Annotated in this window: 15 protein-coding genes; 8 read left to right on the top strand and 7 right to left on the bottom strand. The window is 66.1% G+C overall.

Annotated elements, in window-relative coordinates:
• Positions 1 to 16 precede the first annotated feature (16 nt).
• From E5673_RS13160 to E5673_RS13145, 4 genes are all read left to right on the top strand, one after another.
• Positions 17 to 268 (top strand): hypothetical protein, encoded by a 252-nt coding sequence (locus E5673_RS13160; RefSeq protein ID WP_136190358.1) that lies wholly within the window; start codon positions 17 to 19, stop codon positions 266 to 268.
• Between the two features lie 99 nt (positions 269 to 367).
• Positions 368 to 3,106, top strand: a complete 2,739-nt coding sequence (gene secA / locus E5673_RS13155; RefSeq protein WP_136190357.1) for a preprotein translocase subunit SecA — start codon at positions 368 to 370, stop codon at positions 3,104 to 3,106.
• A gap of 287 nt (positions 3,107 to 3,393) precedes the next feature.
• Positions 3,394 to 3,810 carry a secondary thiamine-phosphate synthase enzyme YjbQ gene (locus tag E5673_RS13150; RefSeq protein WP_136190356.1) on the top strand — a complete coding sequence of 139 codons (417 nt, stop codon included), beginning with the start codon at positions 3,394 to 3,396 and terminating at the stop codon, positions 3,808 to 3,810.
• A 127-nt stretch (positions 3,811 to 3,937) separates the two neighbouring features.
• Entirely contained in the window at positions 3,938 to 4,558 is a 621-nt protein-coding gene (locus E5673_RS13145; RefSeq protein WP_056059563.1) for a hypothetical protein, read from the top strand.
• A 169-nt stretch (positions 4,559 to 4,727) separates the two neighbouring features.
• On the opposite strand, the gene mfd is transcribed toward E5673_RS13145, so the two are convergent.
• Together mfd and E5673_RS13135 are read right to left on the bottom strand one after the other, a co-directional pair.
• Complete coding sequence (gene mfd, locus E5673_RS13140) at positions 4,728 to 8,198, bottom strand: transcription-repair coupling factor (protein ID WP_136190355.1); 3,471 nt, start codon at positions 8,196 to 8,198, stop codon at positions 4,728 to 4,730.
• 118 nt (positions 8,199 to 8,316) lie between these two features.
• Positions 8,317 to 8,583 carry a succinate dehydrogenase assembly factor 2 gene (locus E5673_RS13135; RefSeq protein WP_056048683.1) on the bottom strand — a complete coding sequence of 89 codons (267 nt, stop codon included), beginning with the start codon at positions 8,581 to 8,583 and terminating at the stop codon, positions 8,317 to 8,319.
• A 72-nt stretch (positions 8,584 to 8,655) separates the two neighbouring features.
• Between E5673_RS13135 and recG the strand changes: the two genes are divergently transcribed.
• Positions 8,656 to 10,707: an ATP-dependent DNA helicase RecG gene (gene recG, locus E5673_RS13130; protein ID WP_136190354.1), complete on the top strand. Its 2,052-nt coding sequence runs from the start codon at positions 8,656 to 8,658 to the stop codon at positions 10,705 to 10,707.
• 4 nt (positions 10,708 to 10,711) lie between these two features.
• Here the strand turns inward: recG and E5673_RS13125 are convergent, their stop codons facing one another.
• The 5 genes from E5673_RS13125 to serS form a co-directional block, all read right to left on the bottom strand.
• Positions 10,712 to 11,029 carry a PilZ domain-containing protein gene (locus E5673_RS13125; protein ID WP_056058490.1) on the bottom strand — a complete coding sequence of 106 codons (318 nt, stop codon included), beginning with the start codon at positions 11,027 to 11,029 and terminating at the stop codon, positions 10,712 to 10,714.
• Positions 11,030 to 11,136: 107 nt separating this feature from the next.
• Positions 11,137 to 12,360 carry a tyrosine--tRNA ligase gene (gene tyrS / locus E5673_RS13120; protein WP_136190353.1) on the bottom strand — a complete coding sequence of 408 codons (1,224 nt, stop codon included), beginning with the start codon at positions 12,358 to 12,360 and terminating at the stop codon, positions 11,137 to 11,139.
• A gap of 100 nt (positions 12,361 to 12,460) precedes the next feature.
• Positions 12,461 to 13,609 carry a M23 family metallopeptidase gene (locus E5673_RS13115; RefSeq protein WP_136190352.1) on the bottom strand — a complete coding sequence of 383 codons (1,149 nt, stop codon included), beginning with the start codon at positions 13,607 to 13,609 and terminating at the stop codon, positions 12,461 to 12,463.
• The gene (gene surE, locus E5673_RS13110) at positions 13,609 to 14,373 is read right to left on the bottom strand and encodes a 5'/3'-nucleotidase SurE (RefSeq protein ID WP_136190351.1); all 765 of its coding nucleotides are present in this window, start codon (positions 14,371 to 14,373) and stop codon (positions 13,609 to 13,611) included. The genes E5673_RS13115 and surE overlap by 1 nt, the downstream gene beginning before the upstream one ends.
• Positions 14,373 to 15,650 carry a serine--tRNA ligase gene (serS, locus tag E5673_RS13105; RefSeq protein ID WP_136190350.1) on the bottom strand — a complete coding sequence of 426 codons (1,278 nt, stop codon included), beginning with the start codon at positions 15,648 to 15,650 and terminating at the stop codon, positions 14,373 to 14,375. The genes surE and serS overlap by 1 nt, the downstream gene beginning before the upstream one ends.
• Positions 15,651 to 15,753: 103 nt before the next feature.
• On the opposite strand from serS, the gene E5673_RS13100 reads away from it, so the two are divergent.
• The 3 genes from E5673_RS13100 to E5673_RS20070 all read left to right on the top strand — a co-directional run bounded on the left by E5673_RS13100 (position 15,754) and on the right by E5673_RS20070 (position 17,004).
• Positions 15,754 to 16,194, top strand: a complete 441-nt coding sequence (locus E5673_RS13100; RefSeq protein ID WP_056482080.1) for a host attachment family protein — start codon at positions 15,754 to 15,756, stop codon at positions 16,192 to 16,194.
• Positions 16,195 to 16,284: 90 nt separating this feature from the next.
• Complete coding sequence (locus E5673_RS19705; RefSeq protein ID WP_168711627.1) at positions 16,285 to 16,581, top strand: hypothetical protein; 297 nt, start codon at positions 16,285 to 16,287, stop codon at positions 16,579 to 16,581.
• A gap of 114 nt (positions 16,582 to 16,695) precedes the next feature.
• Positions 16,696 to 17,004, top strand: coding sequence for a hypothetical protein (locus E5673_RS20070; RefSeq protein WP_247599714.1), 309 nt, complete (start codon positions 16,696 to 16,698; stop codon positions 17,002 to 17,004).
• Positions 17,005 to 17,094: the final 90 nt, after the last annotated feature.

The raw sequence follows: 17,094 nt of genomic DNA, 5'->3' as shown, positions 1-17,094 counted from the left end.
ATACAGCCGGTCCCGCATGAACCTGCTGCTACTCCTCTCTGCTCTGCTCTCTGCGTTGACCGGCGCGGTGCCGGGCGTGTGTGGTCAGTCGGCGCAGGCCGTAGCACAGGGCAGCGTCTGCTCGCAGTCACCGGTAGCAACGCCGGCCAAGGTCTTGATAAGGCCTGCATCCGGCATCGTCACGCTGCTTCAGGTTGCCGTTGCTACCATGCTGCGCACGATTGCAGTCGTCTCGCTACCGCTATGGGCAGAGCGCCGCCGCGAATAGCGTCTTGGTGTGACCTTATCGTAACCTTTGGATCCGAGCGATCCGCTTCCGCGTGCGCCCACCGTGTGCCGCCGCGTCTCAAATTCAGGAAATCAGCCCATGTTCGGTGGCCTCGCCAAATCCTTGTTCGGTTCGTCCAACGATCGGTACGTCAAGTCGCTCAACCCGATCCTCGCCAAGATCGCCTCGTTCGAACCGTCGCTCCAGGCGATGTCGGATGAGGAGCTCTCCGCGCAGACCGTCAAGTTCCGCGCGCGGCTCGCAGAGGGCGAGAAGCTCGACGACCTGCTCCCCGAGGCGTTCGCGACCGTCCGTGAAGCCGCGCACCGCGTGCTCGGCCAGCGGCATTACGACGTGCAGATGGTCGGCGGCATCGTCCTCCACCGCGGCGAGATCGCCGAGATGCGCACGGGCGAGGGCAAGACGCTCGTCGCCACGCTCGCGACCTATCTCAACGCGCTCCCCGGCGACGGCGTCCACGTCGTCACCGTCAACGACTACCTTGCGGCGCGCGACGCGGAGTGGATGGGGCAGGTCTATACCTTCCTCGGCATGACGATCGGCGTCATCATCCCCAACCTGTCGGACGAGGAACGCCGCGCCGCCTACGCCGCCGACATCACCTACGGCACCAACAACGAGTTCGGGTTCGACTATCTCCGCGACAACATGAAGTACGAGCGCAGCGCGATGACGCAGCGCGCGTTCAACTTCGCGGTGGTCGACGAGGTCGATTCGGTGCTGATCGACGAAGCGCGCACGCCGCTGATCATCTCCGGCCCGACCGACGACAAGTCCGAGCTGTACATGCAGGTCGACGCGGTCGTGAAGCAGCTGGAGCCTATCGACTACGACAAGGACGAGAAGCAGAAGACGATCATCCTCACGGAGGACGGCACCGAGAAGGTCGAGCGGATGCTCGAAGCGGCCGGGCTGCTCGAGGGGCAAAATCTGTACGACTTCGAGAACACGCAGGTCGTGCATCACCTCAACCAGGCACTGCGCGCGATCGTGATGTTCAAGTCGGACATCGACTACATCGTCAAGGACGGCAAGGTCATCATCATCGACGAGTTCACCGGCCGCATGATGGACGGCCGGCGCTGGTCGGACGGCCTGCACCAGGCGGTCGAGGCGAAGGAGGGCGTCCAGATCGAGCCCGAGAACCAGACGATGGCCTCGATCACGTTCCAGAACTATTTCCGCATGTACCCCAAGATCGGCGGCATGACCGGCACCGCGGCGACCGAGGCGGCCGAGTTCTACGACATCTACAAGATCAACGTCGTCAGCATCCCGACCAACGTCGAGGTCAAGCGCGTCGACGAGGAAGACGAGTTCTACAAGGACACCAAGGACAAGTTCGCGGCGATCGCCAAGAAGATCAAGCATCACGCGGACCTGGGCCAGCCGGTGCTGGTCGGCACGGTGTCGATCGAGAAGTCCGAGATGCTGAGCGAGTTCCTGGTCGGCGAGAACGTCGATCACAAGGTGCTCAACGCGCGCTTCCACGAGATGGAGGCGCACATCGTCGCGCAGGCCGGGCGCAAGTCCGCGGTGACGATCGCGACCAACATGGCGGGCCGCGGCACCGACATCAAACTCGGCGGCAACCTCGAATTCCGCATGCTCGACGAGCACTCGGAATTGGTCGAAGGCACGCCCGAATATGACGAGGCGGCGGCGCGGATCACGATCGAGATCGAGGCGGAGAAGCAGGCGGTACTCGCCGCGGGCGGCCTGTTCGTGCTCGGCACCGAGCGTCACGAGAGCCGGCGCATCGACAACCAGCTGCGTGGTCGTTCGGGTCGTCAGGGCGATCCCGGCCTGTCGCGCTTCTATCTCAGCCTCGACGACGATCTGCTGCGCATCTTCGGGCCGGACACGCTGTTCGCCAAGATGATGCGCAACAATATCGAGGACGGCGAGGCGATCGGCAGCAAGTGGTTGTCGAAGGCGATCGAGACCGCGCAGAAGAAGGTCGAGGCGCGCAATTACGACATCCGCAAGCAGGTCGTCGAATATGATGACGTGATGAACGAACAGCGCAAGGTCATATACGAGCAGCGCGCGGACATCATGGATGCCGATACGGTCGGCGACGTGGTGACCGACATGCGCGCGGAGACGGTCAACGTGATCGTCGGCGATGCGTGCCCGCCCAACTCGTATCCCGAGCAGTGGGATGTCGCGGGGATGAAGACGCGGCTTGCCGAGGTGATGAACCTCGAGCCGCAGATCGACGCGTGGCTGTTGGAAGAGTCGGTCGATCCCGAGGTGATCGAGGAGCGCGTCCGCGCGATGGCGGACGAGGCGATCGCGCAGAAATCCGCCGATCTTGATACGGAGACGTGGACGTCGGTCGAGAAGTCGATCCTGTTGCAAAACCTCGATCATCACTGGAAGGAGCATCTCGCGACGCTCGATGCGCTGCGTCAGGTCGTCCATCTGCGCGCCTATGCGCAGAAGACGCCGATCAACGAGTATAAGCAGGAGGCGTTCTCGCTGTTCCAGCGGATGCTCGAGACGATCCGCGAGGACGTGACCAAGACGATCGCGCATGCGCAGTTCCAGATGCAGGCGCCGGTCGGGCTGCCCGAGCTGCCGGACTTCATCACGACGCATTTCGACCCGTTCACGGGGGAGGATGATTCGAACGACTTCGATGCGGGCACTCGTGGCCACATCACGTCGACGATGCCGCCATTGCAGATCCCGCAGCCGCAGGAGGCCGATATCGGCGAGGATCCTGCGAACTGGGAAGGCGTGGTGAGCCGTAATGCGCCTTGCCCTTGCGGGTCGGGGCGCAAGTACAAGCAGTGCCACGGGGCTGTTTGAGCGATAAGCACTGAACCGGTCCACCACCCCGGCGAAGGCCGGGGCCCAATTGGTGAGGTCGAAGTAACGGAGCGCATCCGTCGTTGGCAGCGTCCCCCAATTGGGCCCCGGCCTTCGCCGGGGTGGTGCGGGATGATACGGCCCCCTCCAGTTCTCCCGCGAAGGCGGGAGTCCAGGGCATTGGCGATGGTATATGGGACTCCTGGACCCCCGCCTTTGCGGGGGAACTGCTGTTCGCTGGTGGGCGGTAGTGTGGAGCAACCCGTCCGACAGATCGTTAGGACCCAATGCGCCAAGCCACCACGATCCTCGCCATCGACACGACCCGCCAGGGCCTCGTCGAAGTCACCCAACAGATAACCCGCTGGGTTCGTGATCAAAGCCTCACTGAAGGTCTGTTGACGGTATTCTGCCGTCACACCTCCGCCTCGCTCCTCATCCAGGAGAACGCGGCCCCTGAGGTCCGTACCGACCTCGAAGCTTATTTCGCCCGCATCGCTCCTGAGTCACGTGAGTACGAACATGACGATGAAGGCCCGGACGACATGCCCGCGCATCTCCGCACTGCGCTCACGCAGGTCCAGCTCTCGATCCCGCTGATCGACGGCCGACTCGCGCTCGGCACATGGCAGGGCATCTACCTCTTCGAGCATCGCCGCCGCCCGCATCGCCGCACATTGGCGCTGCACTTGATCGGCGTTTAGACGAAATGTGAAAAATGAGTCAGCAAGGTGGCGCATTGGAGCGAACCCGTTCATCAACCGTTCCACCACTGACGGCTAATAAGAGGCGTTTCGCCGCACTCGCCGCGAACGGAGACATACCATGTTCATGAAACCTGGTCGCAAGGTCGCATTGGCAGCGCTCGCAACGGGCGCTCTGTTGCTGGCCGGTTGCGCGACCGAGACCACTTATCGGCCGGCGACGGGCCAGGGGTTCAGCCGCACCGGCTATAGCGACCGGCAGGTAGAGCCGGGTCGCTTCCTCGTCAGCTTCGCCGGCAACAGCGTCACGTCGCGCGATACCGTCGAGCGTTATCTGTTCTTCCGCGCGGCCGAACTGACGTTGCAGAACGGCTACGACTATTATCTGATGGCGGACCGCGACACCAACCTCCAGTCGCGGACCTACTCGACGCCGGGGATCGGTGGCGGGTTCGGTTATGGCGGCTTCGGCGGCTATTGGGGTCCGTCGTGGCGCTATTACGGCCGCGGCTTCGGCTGGCGCAACTGGAGCCCGTATGGCGGCTTCGGTGGTGGTTTCGGCGGCGGCTATGGCGGTTTCGGTGGTGGCCCATGGGGCAACGACTTCGATATCCGCACGATCGATCGCTATGAGGCGACCGCGGAGATCGTGATGCGCAAGGGCCCGATCCCGCGCGACAATATCCGCGCGTTCGATGCGCGCAAGGTTGTGGACAGCATCGGACCGAGTGTCGTGCTGCCGAAGTAAGCGTTACCTTCGAGATGCCAAAAAGGCCGGGCTACCTCAGTGGTAGTCCGGCCTTTTTCGTGGCGCTGCTCCCTCTCCCCTGCGGGGAGAGGGCCGGGGTGAGAGACTGTTGTAGAGCGCAGCATTTGCGGCGCCCCTCACCCAACCCTCTCCCCGAGGGGGAGAGGGCTTAAGAAGCCGCTTTCGCCAGCCCCTTCGACAACTGCAACGCACCATGCAGCCGCGCCTTCGGATCACCCCACGCGCGTTGCAGCACCAGCTTGCTGTCCGGCCGCAACCGAGCAACCCCGTTCAGCCGCTCGACATAGGCCAGCAGCTTGTCGATGTTCGGCGGCTTGTCGTCGTGGAATGATACCAGCACGCCCTTGGGCCCGACGTCGATCTTCGACACGCACGCGCGTTTCGCGTTCAGCTTGATCTCGATGACCTTGATCAAATTCTCGGTCGCATCCGGCAGCGGGCCGAAACGGTCGATCATCTCGGCGGCGAACGCCTCGATCTCCTGACCCTCGTCGAGATCGTTGAGGCGACGATACAGCCCCATCCGCAGGTCGAGATCGGGGACGTAATCTTCCGGGATGAGGATCGGTGCGTCCACCGTGATCTGCGGGGAGAAATCGCGCGGCCGCGACGAGGGCATGCCGCCGGCCTTGGCGTCCATGATCGCCTCCTCCAGCATCGCCTGGTAGAGTTCGAAGCCGACCTCCTTGATATGCCCGGTCTGCTCGTCGCCGAGCATGTTGCCCGCACCGCGGATATCGAGATCGTGGCTCGCCAGCTGGAAACCGGCGCCGAGCGAATCGAGATCGGACAGCACCTTCAGCCGCTTCTCCGCCGTCACCGTCATCTGGCGTTCGGGCGGCGTCACCAGATACGCGTACGCCCGCGTCTTCGACCGGCCGACACGACCACGTAGCTGATACAATTGCGCTAGGCCGAAGCGGTCGGCGCGGTGGACGATCATCGTGTTGGCGGAGGCGATGTCGATCCCGCTCTCGATGATCGTGGTCGAGACGAGCACCTCGAACTTCTTGTCGTAGAACGCGGACATGCGCTCCTCGACCTCGGTCGGCGACATCTGGCCGTGTGCGACGACGAAGCGGATCTCGGGCACCTGTTCGCGCAGAAAATCCTCGATCTCGGGCAGATCTGCCACGCGCGGCGTGACGACGAAGCTCTGGCCGCCGCGGTAATGCTCGCGCAGCAACGCCTCGCGCAGCACGACCGGATCGAACGGCATGATGTACGTCCGCACGGCGAGGCGATCGACCGGCGGGGTCTGGATCACCGACAGCTCGCGGATGCCCGACATCGCCATCTGCAGCGTGCGCGGGATCGGCGTGGCGGTCAGCGTCAGCATGTGGACGTCCGCCCGCAGCGCCTTGAGCCGCTCCTTGTGCGTCACGCCGAACCGCTGTTCCTCGTCGACTACCACCAGCCCGAGCCGCTTGAAGTCGATATTCTTCGCGAGCAGCGCATGCGTGCCGATGACGACATCTATCGTGCCGTTCGCCAGCCCCTCCTTGGTCGCCTTGGCTTCGCTCGCGGTGACGAGCCGCGACAGCCGGCCCATGTTCATCGGGAAGCCTTCGAAGCGGGCAACGAAGTTGTTGTAGTGCTGGCGTGCGAGCAGCGTCGTAGGGCAGACGATCGCGACCTGCTTGCCGCCCATCGCCGCGACGAACGCGGCCCGTAGCGCGACTTCGGTCTTGCCAAAGCCGACGTCGCCGACGACCAAGCGGTCCATCGGTTTGCCCGCCGCCAGATCGCCGAGCACGTCCTCGATCGCGCGGTCCTGGTCCTCGGTTTCCTCGTACGGGAAGCGGTCGACGAAGCTCGGATAGCCGCTTGCATCGGGTTCGAGCACGTCGCCCGGATGCAGCGCGCGTTCGGCGGCGGTCGCGATGAGTTCGCCGGCGATCTCGCGGATCCGCTCCTTCATCTTCGACTTGCGACGCTGCCAGCCTTCGCCGCCGAGACGGTCGAGCGTCGCGCCTTCCTCCGACGAGCCGTAGCGCGAGAGGACGTCGATATTCTCGACCGGGACGTACAGCTTGTCGCCGCCGGCATAGCTTAGCGCGACACAGTCGTGTGGGCTCTGACCCACGGGGATCGAGGTCAGGCCTTCGTACCGCCCGATGCCGTGCTCGGTGTGGACGACCAGATCGCCCGGCGTCAGCGTCGCCAATTCGGCGAGGAACGCGTCGGCAGATTTCTTGCGCTTCTTGCGGTGGACGAGCCGGTCGCCGAGCATGTCCTGCTCGGTGAGGACGGCGATCCCCGGTGCGGTGAAGCCGTGATCGAGCGGCAGGACGATCAGCGCGACGCCGAAGCTGCGCGCAGTGTCGGCGATGCCGAGCGCCTCCTGCCAGGTCTCCGCGTGTTTACCTCCCTTCATGCCGTGGTCGGCGAGCAGGCTCCCCAGGCGTTCACGCGCGCCGATCGAGTAGCTGGCGAGGATCGGCCTGCGACCTTGCTTCCGGAGCTTCTCGACGTGATCGGCGACGGCTTCGTAGATGTTCGCCTGCGCGGCACGCTCAGGACCGAAATCGCGCGGGCCGTCGACGTCGAAGTCGAGCACGGTGTCGCTCGGCGGTTCGTGGAACGGCGAGGTGATGTGCGCCGCGAACGCCTCGACGCCGCCGGACCATTCCTGTGCGTCGAGGTACAGCGCCTTGGCGGGCATCGGGCGGTAACTGCCGGGCTGGGCGGCCTCCGCGCGTTTGCGATTCTCGTAATAGTCGGCGATCGATTCGAGCCGGCTTTCCACCGCCGCCGCGACGCCATTGTCGCGCACGACGACGTCATCGGCGCCGAGATGGTCGAACAGCGTCGCCATCTTCTCCTCGAACAGCGGCAGCCAATGCTCCATGCCCGCGATTCGCCGGCCTTCGGAGATCGCTTGGTACATCGGATCGCCGGTCGCGGTCGCGCCGAACGCGTCGCGGTAGCGGGTACGGAAGCGCTTGATCGAGTCCTCGTCGAGCAAAGCCTCGGAGGCGGGGAGCAGGACGAAGCCATCGATCCGGCCGGTGGTGCGCTGGTCCGCCGCGTCGAAGGTGCGGACGCTCTCGATCTCGTCGCCGAAGAAATCGAGTCGCAGCGCATGGTCTTCGCCCGACGGATAGAGATCGATGATCCCGCCGCGCACCGCATATTCGCCCTGGTCGTGGACGGTGTCGGTGCGGACGTAGCCGTTCGCCTGGAGCAGCATGGCGAGCTTGTCGCGGCCGATCCGTTCGCCGGGCGCGAGCCGCGCGACGAGCTGGCGGATGCGGAACGGGGTGAGGACGCGCTGCGTCGCTGCGTTTGCGGTCGTCAGCAGGAGTTGCGGACCCTTGGGCTTGCCTTGCAGGCGTTGCAGCGCCGCGACGCGCTCGGCCATGATGCGGAGCGTCGGCGAGGCGCGGTCGTAGGGCAGGCAGTCCCAGGCCGGGAAGCTCAGCACTTCGAGATCGGGCGCGAAATACGCCGCGGTCGAGGCGACCGCGCGCATCGCCGCATCGTCGGGCGCGATGAACACCGCGCGCGTCTTCGCGGCGCGCGCGAGGTCGGCCAGCAGCGACGGCTGGAAGCCGGACGGCACGCCCGAGAGGATCAGCGGGCTCGTCGCGGAGAGGATCGTCTTGAGGTCTGGCATTGGCTTCCTAAAGCCCTCTCCCCGTCGGGGAGAGGGTTGGGTGAGGGGCTGTTCCGGGCGCTGCGCTGCTTGGCTGCCCCTCACCCCGGCCCTCTCCCCGGAGGGGAGAGGGAGTGCGTTACTTCACGACCGTCACGTAGTTGATGTCGCGCATCGCCTGCATCATCGGGCCGTCCCATTCGGGCGGGCACACGATCGAACCGATCGCCCAGCCCATGATGTCGACATCCTGTTCCTCCAGCAGCGCCTCGAACCAGTCGAGCTCTTCCGGCGTCCACGTCCGGCCATAGGTCGCGAAGAAGCCGCCGATCATCATGTCGGCTTCGCGCGTGCCGCGGTGCGAGCTGCGAAAGCCGAGGCGCTTGAGGCGGGTTTCGTGATCCATCGTATCTCCAACGCCGATAGACCGGCGACCGCTGGCGGCGGGCGTCGGCTTGGCTATATGGAGCAGATAGTCATGCGACCCGAAATCCTCAATCCGCTGTTCGCCGAAACCCTCGTCCTGAAAGGGGTAGGGCCTGCGCTCGCCAAGCCGCTCGACCGGCTAGGGCTCGCGCGCGTCGTCGACGTCGCCTTCCATCTGCCGACCGGCTACGTCGATCGTCTGCCGCGCTCCGAGCTGATGTCGAGCGACGCCGGGCGGATCATCACAATCACGCTAACCCCGCGCGACTACAAGATCAGCGCGGGGCGCGGCCCCACGCGCGTGCAAGCGACTGACGAGCACGGCAATTACGTCAGCCTCGTCTTCTTCGGCGGCAGCTCTGGCTGGGCGAAGAAGCTGCTGCCGATCGGCGAGGCAAAGCGTATCTCGGGGCGGCTCGACGAATACGGCCAGGAATTGCAGATTGTCCATCCCGACATCGTCGAACCCGACGAGGAGTTGCGCGAACGCGAGCCGATCTATCCGCTGTCGGAAGGCCTCACGTCGCGGCGACTGGCGGCGATGACCACACAGGCGGTCGCGCGCGCGCCCGACCTGCCCGAGTGGATCGAGCCCGGCCTCAAGGCGAAACGCGAATGGCCGGGGTGGCACGAGTCGCTGGAGCGCATCCACGCCGACCCGTCGGACGCAAAGGCGCGCGAACGGCTCGCCTATGACGAGGTGTTCGCGAACCAGCTCGCGATGACGGTCGTCCGCGCGGATACCCGCAAGCGGCGGGGGCGGGCATTGCAAGGCGACGGCCGGCTGCGCGACCTGCTTAAACTCCCCTATACGCTGACCGGCGCGCAATCGCGGACGGTCGGCGAGATCGAGGGCGATCTCGCGCAGACCGCGCCGATGCTGCGGCTGCTGCAAGGCGACGTCGGCTCGGGCAAGACGCTGGTCGCGGCGATGGCGATGCTGATCGCGGTCGAGGCAGGCGCACAGGCGGCAATGCTCGCGCCGACCGAGATCCTCGCGCGCCAGCATTACGAGACGCTGAGAAAGACGCTCGCCGGCCTGCCGATCGAGATCGGCGTGCTGACCGGTCGCGACAAGGGCCGCGTGCGCGAGGCGACCCTTATGGCGCTGGCGAGCGGGGAGATCGACATCCTCGTCGGCACGCACGCGATCTTCCAGGATGCGGTCGGGTACAAGGACCTGGGGCTCGTCGTAGTGGACGAGCAGCACCGCTTCGGCGTCGCGCAGCGGATGACATTGCAGGCCAAGGGTGTCGCGCCGCCGCACCTGCTCGCGATGACCGCGACGCCGATCCCGCGCACGCTGACGCTCGCGCAATACGGCGAAATGGACGTCAGCCGTCTCGACGAGATGCCGCCGGGCCGCCAGCCGATCGAGACGCGCGTGATCTCTGAGGACCGCCTCGACGACGTGGTCAACGCCCTCGGCCGGCATCTGGCGGATGGCGGGCAGGCATACTGGGTGTGCCCGCTGGTCGAGGAGAGCGAGAAAAGCGACCTCGCCGCCGCCGAAATGCGCGCGGAGACGCTGCGTGCCCGCTTCGGCGACAAGGTGGCGCTCGTCCACGGCCGCATGAAGCCTGCGGAGAAGGACGCGGTGATGGCCGAGTTCTCCGCAGCCCGCACGTCCGTCCTCGTCGCTACCACTGTGATCGAGGTCGGCGTCGACGTTCCCAACGCGACCCTGATCGTGATCGAGCACGCCGACCGCTTCGGCCTCGCCCAGCTCCACCAGCTCCGCGGACGGGTGGGGCGCGGCACCGGCCGTTCGATCTGCCTGCTGATGCGCGGATCGTCGCTCAGCGAGACATCCCGCGCGCGCCTCGCGCTGATGCGCGAGACGAACGACGGTTTCCGTATCGCCGAGGAGGACCTCCGCCTCCGCGGTGCAGGCGAACTGCTCGGCACCAAGCAATCGGGCGAGATGGCGTTCCGGCTCGCGACGCCGGACATGATGGCCGACCTGCTGCAATGCGCGCACGACGACGCGCGGCTGCTGATCGATCGTGACGGTGGACTGGAGGGACCGAGAGGGCAGGCGGCGAGGACAGCCCTATACCTGTTCGATCGCGACGCCGGCGTGGCGCTGCTCCGCTCCGGCTGAGCCGTCAGCTGTTGCGGATCATCACCGTGAGCATCGTGTAATACTCGGCGAGCGGGATCGTCCGTTCGAGCTCGCAGCCGATCCGACCGCCAAGCGACCAGCGCACGACCGCGTCGACATAGCCGAAGATCGGCAGGCGAATCCGCAATCGATCACCCGCGGCCGGATCGCCGTCGCACCGTGCCATCAGGCCGTTGGCGGACATGTTGACCAGCACCAGCTTGACCATGCGATCGTCGCCGTCGAGCGCATGCGTGCGGTGCATGACTTCGTCGCGGGGCTCGCCGCGCGCATCGCGAACGGCCATTGCGTAGCGTGGCATCGATCGCTCCCCTGGAATAACCATCCCGCCTGTGTACGGCGCGTGGCGTGAACCCGATACGAACGGTGATACTTAACGCGACGTTCTTCGAAACGAGAATGCCTCTATTACGAGGGGGTTAGCATTCCATGTCGTTTCTTGCCGAGGCTAAGCCGGACGGGCGACGCGACGTCGATGCTGGTGGTCGGCTCGCGGACGGCCTCGCCATCGACACGCACCGCGCCCTCGGCGATCTTCCGTCGCGCCTCGCCATTGGAGGCGACGAAGCCCAGTCCCACCAGCGCTTCGACGACACCGATCGACCCACCGGAAACGGCGTAGCTCGGCAGCGAATCGCCCGACGCGCCTTCCTCGAACGTCTTCCGCGCAGTCTCGGCGGCCTGTTCGGCGGCATCGCGACCGCGGCACATCGCGGTCGCTTCGTTGGCGAGCACGATCTTGGCGGCGTTGATCTCCGCGCCTTCGAGCGCTTCGAGACGCGCGATCTCGTCGAGCGGGAGGTCGGTGAACAGCTTCAGGAAACGGCCGACGTCGCGATCGTCGGTGTTGCGCCAGAACTGCCAGTAATCGAAGTGTGGCAGCTGATCCTCGTGCAGCCAGACCGCGCCCGACATCGTCTTGCCCATCTTGCCGCCATCCGCCGTGGTAATCAGCGGGGTGGTGACGCCGTAGACCTCGGTCGAATCCATCCGGCGCGACAGTTCGATGCCGTTGACGATGTTGCCCCATTGATCCGATCCGCCCATCTGCAACCGGCACTCGGCGCGGCGCGACAGTTCGAGGAAGTCGTAGGCCTGCAGGATCATGTAGTTAAATTCGAGGAAGCTCAGCGACTGTTCGCGGTCGAGGCGGAGCTTGACCGAGTCGAACGCGAGCATCCGGTTGACCGAGAAATGCTGGCCGACGTCGCGCAGGAACGGGATATATTCAAGCGCGTCGAGCCACTCGGCATTGTCGAGCATCACCGCGTCCGTGGGCCCATCACCGAAGGTCAGGAAGCGTTCGAAGATGCGGCGGATCGAGGCGACGTTGGCCTTGATCCCGTCCTCGCCGAGCAGTTTCCGGGCTTCGTCCTTGAAGCTAGGATCGCCGATCTTGCCGGTGCCGCCGCCCATCAGGACGATCGGCTTGTGCCCGGTCTGCTGGAGTCGGCGGAGCAGCATGATCTGGACCAAGCTGCCGACATGCAGCGACGGCGCGGTCGGATCGAAGCCGATATAGCCGGGCACCACCTGCTTGCCGGCCAGCGCATCGAGCGCGGCCGCGTCGGTCATCTGGTGGACATAGCCGCGCGAGGTCAGCGTGGTGAGCAGGTCGGACTGGTAGGTCATGGTGCGTCTCGTTCCCCTTCCGCTTGCGGGAGGGGTTAGGGGAGGGGCTTCCTCGCCCCCATGCCCTCCCCCGACCCCTCCCGCAAGCGGGAGGGGAGAATCACGTTCGCGGCAACTGCGACGTTGGATCGACGGGGGTGCGCCCCTTGCGCAGTTCGAAGTGCAGCTCGGGTCGATCCGCGAACCCGGTGTCGCCCGACAGCGCGATCGTCTGGCCTCGCTTGACGCTCTGGCCGCGTTGCACGAGCAGCTTAGACGCGTGGCCATAGACGCTCGTCCAGCCGCCGCCGTGCTTGATGATGACCAGCCCGCCCAGCGCCGCGATGCCGTCGCCGACATAGGCGACGACGCCGTCCGCGGCCGCATGGATCGGTGTCGAGACCGGTACGGCGATCTTGATGCCGTCGTTGCGTTCGCCGCTTGCGCCGTGGCCGAAGCGCTTCACGACCTTGCCGTCGACCGGCCACAGGAACCCGCCGCTCGCGAGACGCGCGGGCGCGGTGACGACCGCGTTCGACGGTAGCACGCGCCGTGGCGTCGCGATCGGTCTTGCCGGCGCCTGGTTGCTGGCGAGCGCGGGTTCGCCGCCGGTCAGGATGTCGTCGATGTCGAGCGTGAAAGCCTGCGCGCGTTCCGATGCGCTCGCGGTGCCGCCGCTCGGCTCGCCAGGGATCTGGATACGCTGGTCGGCGCGGAGCACGTAGGGTTCGACGAGCGCGTTGGCGGCTACGATCCGCGACCATTCGACCCCGTATGCGCGCGCGATCGCGATCCCGGTCTCGCCGCGGCGGACCTGGTGATAGCGGCCGCCGGGGATCTGCAACCGCTGGCCGGCTTGGATGGAATAGGGTGATTCGAGGTCGTTCGCGCGCGCGATCGCTTCGAGGCTCGCACCGCTGCGATCGACCACGCGGCTCAGCGTATCGCCGGGCTGGACGACATAGGTCGTATCAGGAATCGTCTTCGCATCGGCGCTGACCGGGCGAGCCTCCCAGGCGGGGCGCGGGGCGGGCAGGGTGGTGACCTCGCCCGTGTCACGTCCGGGAATGTCCTGCGGCTGCCGGTCGTCACGCGGCGTATCCTCGCGCGGCGAATCGTCACGGGGAGGCGCCGGATTGTCGCGGCGGGGCGGCGGATCGCGGTACGGACGCTGTGGCGGGTTACCGTAGCCGGCGGGGCGATCGACGTGCGGAATGCACGCGGTCAGCACGAGCGTCGCCAGTGGAACCAGGACGCCCGCACGCCGCATCAACGATAGGCCTGCGTCAGCATATCCATCGATTCGAAATGCGTTAGGTCGAGGTGCAGCGGCGTGACCGAGACGTACCCCGCCGCGGTCGCTTCCAGATCGGTAGCGTGCGCCGGCGTCTCGACGGTCCGGCCAAGCGCGAACCAGTGATATTCGTAGCCGCGTGGATCAGTGTTGCTGACGATCTGCAACCGGCCATAGTCGCGGAAGCCCTGACCGACGACGCGCACGCCCTTCACCGCATCAGCGGGGACAGCGGGAAAGTTGACGTTGACCAGCGTGCGCGGCGCCAATGGTGCGTCGACCAGAGGCCGCAAAACGCGCTCGCCCCAGGCGGCAGCGGCCTCGAACGGTACGCTGTCGCCCATGCCTTCGCGGCTGTAGATCTGGCTCAGCGCGATCGACCGGATGCCGCCCAGCGCGCCCTCCATCGCTGCCGAGACTGTGCCCGAATAGGTAACGTCCTCCGCAAGGTTCGCGCCCCGGTTTACGCCGGACAGGATCAGGTCGGGCGGACAATCCTTCATGATCTTGGCGAGTGCCATCATCACCGCGTCGGTCGGCGTGCCCGCGACGGCATATCGCTTCTCGCCATGCTTCCGCACCCGGATCGGCCGCGACAGCGTGAGCGAATGCCCGGCGCCCGATTGTTCCTCGGCGGGTGCGACGATCCAGACGTCGTCGGACAAGGTCCGGGCGATCGTTTCCAGCACCTTGAGACCGGGCGCATGATAGCCATCGTCGTTGGTCAGCAGGATCCGCATCAGCGCTTCGGCTCCAGGACGGTCAGCCCGCCAAGATACGGCTGGAGCACGGCGGGAACCGCGACCGAGCCGTCCTCCTGCTGATAATTCTCCAGCACCGCGACCAGCGTCCGCCCGACTGCGAGCGCCGAGCCGTTGAGCGTATGGACGAACCGCGTGCCCTTCTCGCCCTCGGGCCGATACCGCGCGTTCATCCGGCGCGCCTGGAAGTCGGTGCAGGTTGAGACGCTGCTGATCTCGCGATAGCGCGCCTGGCCCGGTAGCCAGACTTCGAGATCGTACGTGCGTGCCGCGGTGAAACCCATATCGCCGGTGCATAGGAGCATCCGCCTGAACGGTAGCTGCAACGCGTTGAGCACGCCCTCCGCGCACGCGGTCATGCGCTCATGCTCGGCCTCGGACATGTCGGGGGTGACGATCGAGACCATCTCGACCTTGTCGAACTGATGCTGGCGGATGTAGCCGCGCGTATCGCGACCCGCAGCGCCCGCCTCGGAACGGAAGCACGGCGTCAGCGCGGTGAAGCGCAACGGCAGTTCGGCTTCGCTGAGGATCTGTTCGCGGACGATGTTGGTGAGGCTCACCTCCGCGGTCGGGATCAGCCAGCGGCCGTCGGTTGTCCGGAACAAGTCCTCCGAGAACTTCGGGAGCTGGCCGGTGCCGAACACTGCCTCATCGCGGACTAACAACGGCGGCGAGACCTGCTCGAAACCGGCGTCGGCGACATGATCGAGCATGAACTGGCCAAGCGCGCGTTGCAGCTTGGCGGCAGGCCCGCGGACCAACGTGAAGCGCGCGCCCGACATCGCCGCACCGGTCTCGAAATCGAGGCCGATCGCAGGACCGATCGCGTCATGCTCGCGCGCCGCGAAGGCGAACGTCGTTGGCGTGCCGCGCGTGTGGACGAGCGCATTGTCGTCCTCGCTGCCGCCCTCGGGCACGTTGGTTGCGGGAAGGTTCGGGATCGCGGCCAGCATGGCCTGGAGTTCGCCACCGAGCCGCGCTTCGTCGGCTTCCAGCGCGGGCAGCGCCTCCTTCAGGCTCGCGACCTCGGCCATCAGCGCCTGCGCCTTGGCCTCGTCCTTCTGCGCCTTGGCCTGGCCGATCGCCTTCGACAGTTCGTTGCGGCGGGTCTGCGCGGTCTGCGAGTCCGCGATCGTCGCGCGGCGCTGCTCGTCGAGCGTCACCAGCGAGGCGGACTGCGGTGCGACACCCCGCTTGGCGAGGGCGGCGTCGAAGGCGGCGGGATCGTCGCGGATCAGGCGTATGTCGTGCATGACTGGGCTATGCCGAGGGCGAGGGGCGTACGCAAGGCGGCGCAACCTCCCCGGCACGCGGCGCGTTCACCCCGCATACGCATAGCGAAAAGGAGAGACACGCATGCATCTTCCCCACAACTCCGTCGTGCTCGTCGCGGACGGCCGGAAAATGCTGTTCCTGCGCAACGAGGGCGACGCCGAGTTCCCCAATCTCGTCGTCGAAAAGGCGCAGGAGCAGGACAATCCGGCGACGCGCGACCAAGCGACAGATTCCGCCGGCCGTGCCTCGTCGCCACAGGGCGGTGTGCAGAGTTCGGTAGAGCCGACCGACTTTCACCAGATCGAGGAAGATCGCTTCGCCGCCGACGCGGCCGACTTTCTGAAGACCGGTGCGCTGAAGAACAAGTATGACTCGCTGATCGTGATCGCACCGCCGAAGACGCTCGGCGAACTGCGCAAGCACTATCACAAGGAAGTCACCAGCCGCCTCAAGGGCGAACTCGACAAGGACCTGACCGGGCATCCGATCAAGGACATCGAGAAGGCCCTCATGAACGCCTGATCGCTATTCAAGAAAAGGCCCCGTCGGAGGATCTCCGGCGGGGCCTTTTCTATGCGAAGTTGCAGAGGTTAAGCTGCAACCGCCTTCGTTTTGGCGAAACGCTTCCGCGCGACGAGCGCTGCTGCTGCCGCACCGAACAGCAACACCATCGGCGGAGCGGGAACGGGTGCCGGCGGACCGCCGCTCGATCCCGTGCTGCCGCTCGAACTTGCGCTGCTCGCGCTCGACGCGCTGCTGGCACTGCTTGCACTCGAACCACTCGATCCGCTTGAGGCCGAACCACTGCTGCCCGACGATGCGGAGCTGCCGGACGATCCGTTCGAGCTCCAGCCACCGGTCGAGTTCCAGCCGCCGCTCGATCCCCAACCCTTGCTGCTCGATCCATAACCGGACGAACTACCGCTGCTGGCCGAGGACGCGGAGGAGGCCGACGATGCCGACGACGCGCTGCTGGTCGAGGACGACACGTCGCCGCTCGATCCACCTGATGCCGACGAGACGTTGCCGCTCGATCCACCCGATGCGGACGATACGTTGCCGCTCGAGCCACCGGTCGACGATGTGCTGGAAATGGTCGCGCCACCCGTACTGGTCGACGATCCGCCGCTCGATGTCGAAGACCCGCCGCTGCTGGTCGACGATCCACCGGTCGAGGTCGATCCACCGCTCGACGTCGAGGAGATGACGATGCTCCCGCTCGATCCGCCGCTGCCACCGAACCCGCCGCCGAATCCGCCGGGCGTACCGAAGAACCCGCCGCTGCCGCCGACTGCGATCGGGTCCGGACCCGCGCCGCCGCCGCCAATGTAACCGGTGCCGACCGGAACCGGGACGGGCGCTGCGTTCGCGACCGTTACAACGGTCGGCGCGCACGTCTGGCGAGTCGTGGTGACCACGCGG

This window comes from Sphingomonas sp. PAMC26645, assembly GCF_004795835.1.
Classification (GTDB): Bacteria; Pseudomonadota; Alphaproteobacteria; order Sphingomonadales; family Sphingomonadaceae; genus Sphingomonas.
Note: the sequence above shows the minus strand (reverse complement) of the source record. Positions and strands in the feature narration are given on the sequence as shown.

Excerpts from the sequence above, each read along its gene's own strand:
- E5673_RS13115 (WP_136190352.1), bottom strand. The coding sequence starts at position 13,609 with ATGCGGCGTGCGGGCGTCCTGGTTCCACTGGCGACGCTCGTGCTGACC.
- recG (WP_136190354.1), top strand. The coding sequence starts at position 8,656 with ATGCGACCCGAAATCCTCAATCCGCTGTTCGCCGAAACCCTCGTCCTG.
- secA (WP_136190357.1), top strand. The coding sequence starts at position 368 with ATGTTCGGTGGCCTCGCCAAATCCTTGTTCGGTTCGTCCAACGATCGG.
- surE (WP_136190351.1), bottom strand. The coding sequence starts at position 14,373 with ATGCGGATCCTGCTGACCAACGACGATGGCTATCATGCGCCCGGTCTC.
- E5673_RS13150 (WP_136190356.1), top strand. The coding sequence starts at position 3,394 with ATGCGCCAAGCCACCACGATCCTCGCCATCGACACGACCCGCCAGGGC.
- E5673_RS13100 (WP_056482080.1), top strand. The coding sequence starts at position 15,754 with ATGCATCTTCCCCACAACTCCGTCGTGCTCGTCGCGGACGGCCGGAAA.
- mfd (WP_136190355.1), bottom strand. The coding sequence starts at position 8,198 with ATGCCAGACCTCAAGACGATCCTCTCCGCGACGAGCCCGCTGATCCTC.
- tyrS (WP_136190353.1), bottom strand. The coding sequence starts at position 12,360 with ATGACCTACCAGTCCGACCTGCTCACCACGCTGACCTCGCGCGGCTAT.
- E5673_RS13135 (WP_056048683.1), bottom strand. The coding sequence starts at position 8,583 with ATGGATCACGAAACCCGCCTCAAGCGCCTCGGCTTTCGCAGCTCGCAC.
- E5673_RS13125 (WP_056058490.1), bottom strand. The coding sequence starts at position 11,029 with ATGCCACGCTACGCAATGGCCGTTCGCGATGCGCGCGGCGAGCCCCGC.
- E5673_RS13160 (WP_136190358.1), top strand. The coding sequence starts at position 17 with ATGAACCTGCTGCTACTCCTCTCTGCTCTGCTCTCTGCGTTGACCGGC.
- E5673_RS13145 (WP_056059563.1), top strand. The coding sequence starts at position 3,938 with ATGAAACCTGGTCGCAAGGTCGCATTGGCAGCGCTCGCAACGGGCGCT.
- serS (WP_136190350.1), bottom strand. The coding sequence starts at position 15,650 with ATGCACGACATACGCCTGATCCGCGACGATCCCGCCGCCTTCGACGCC.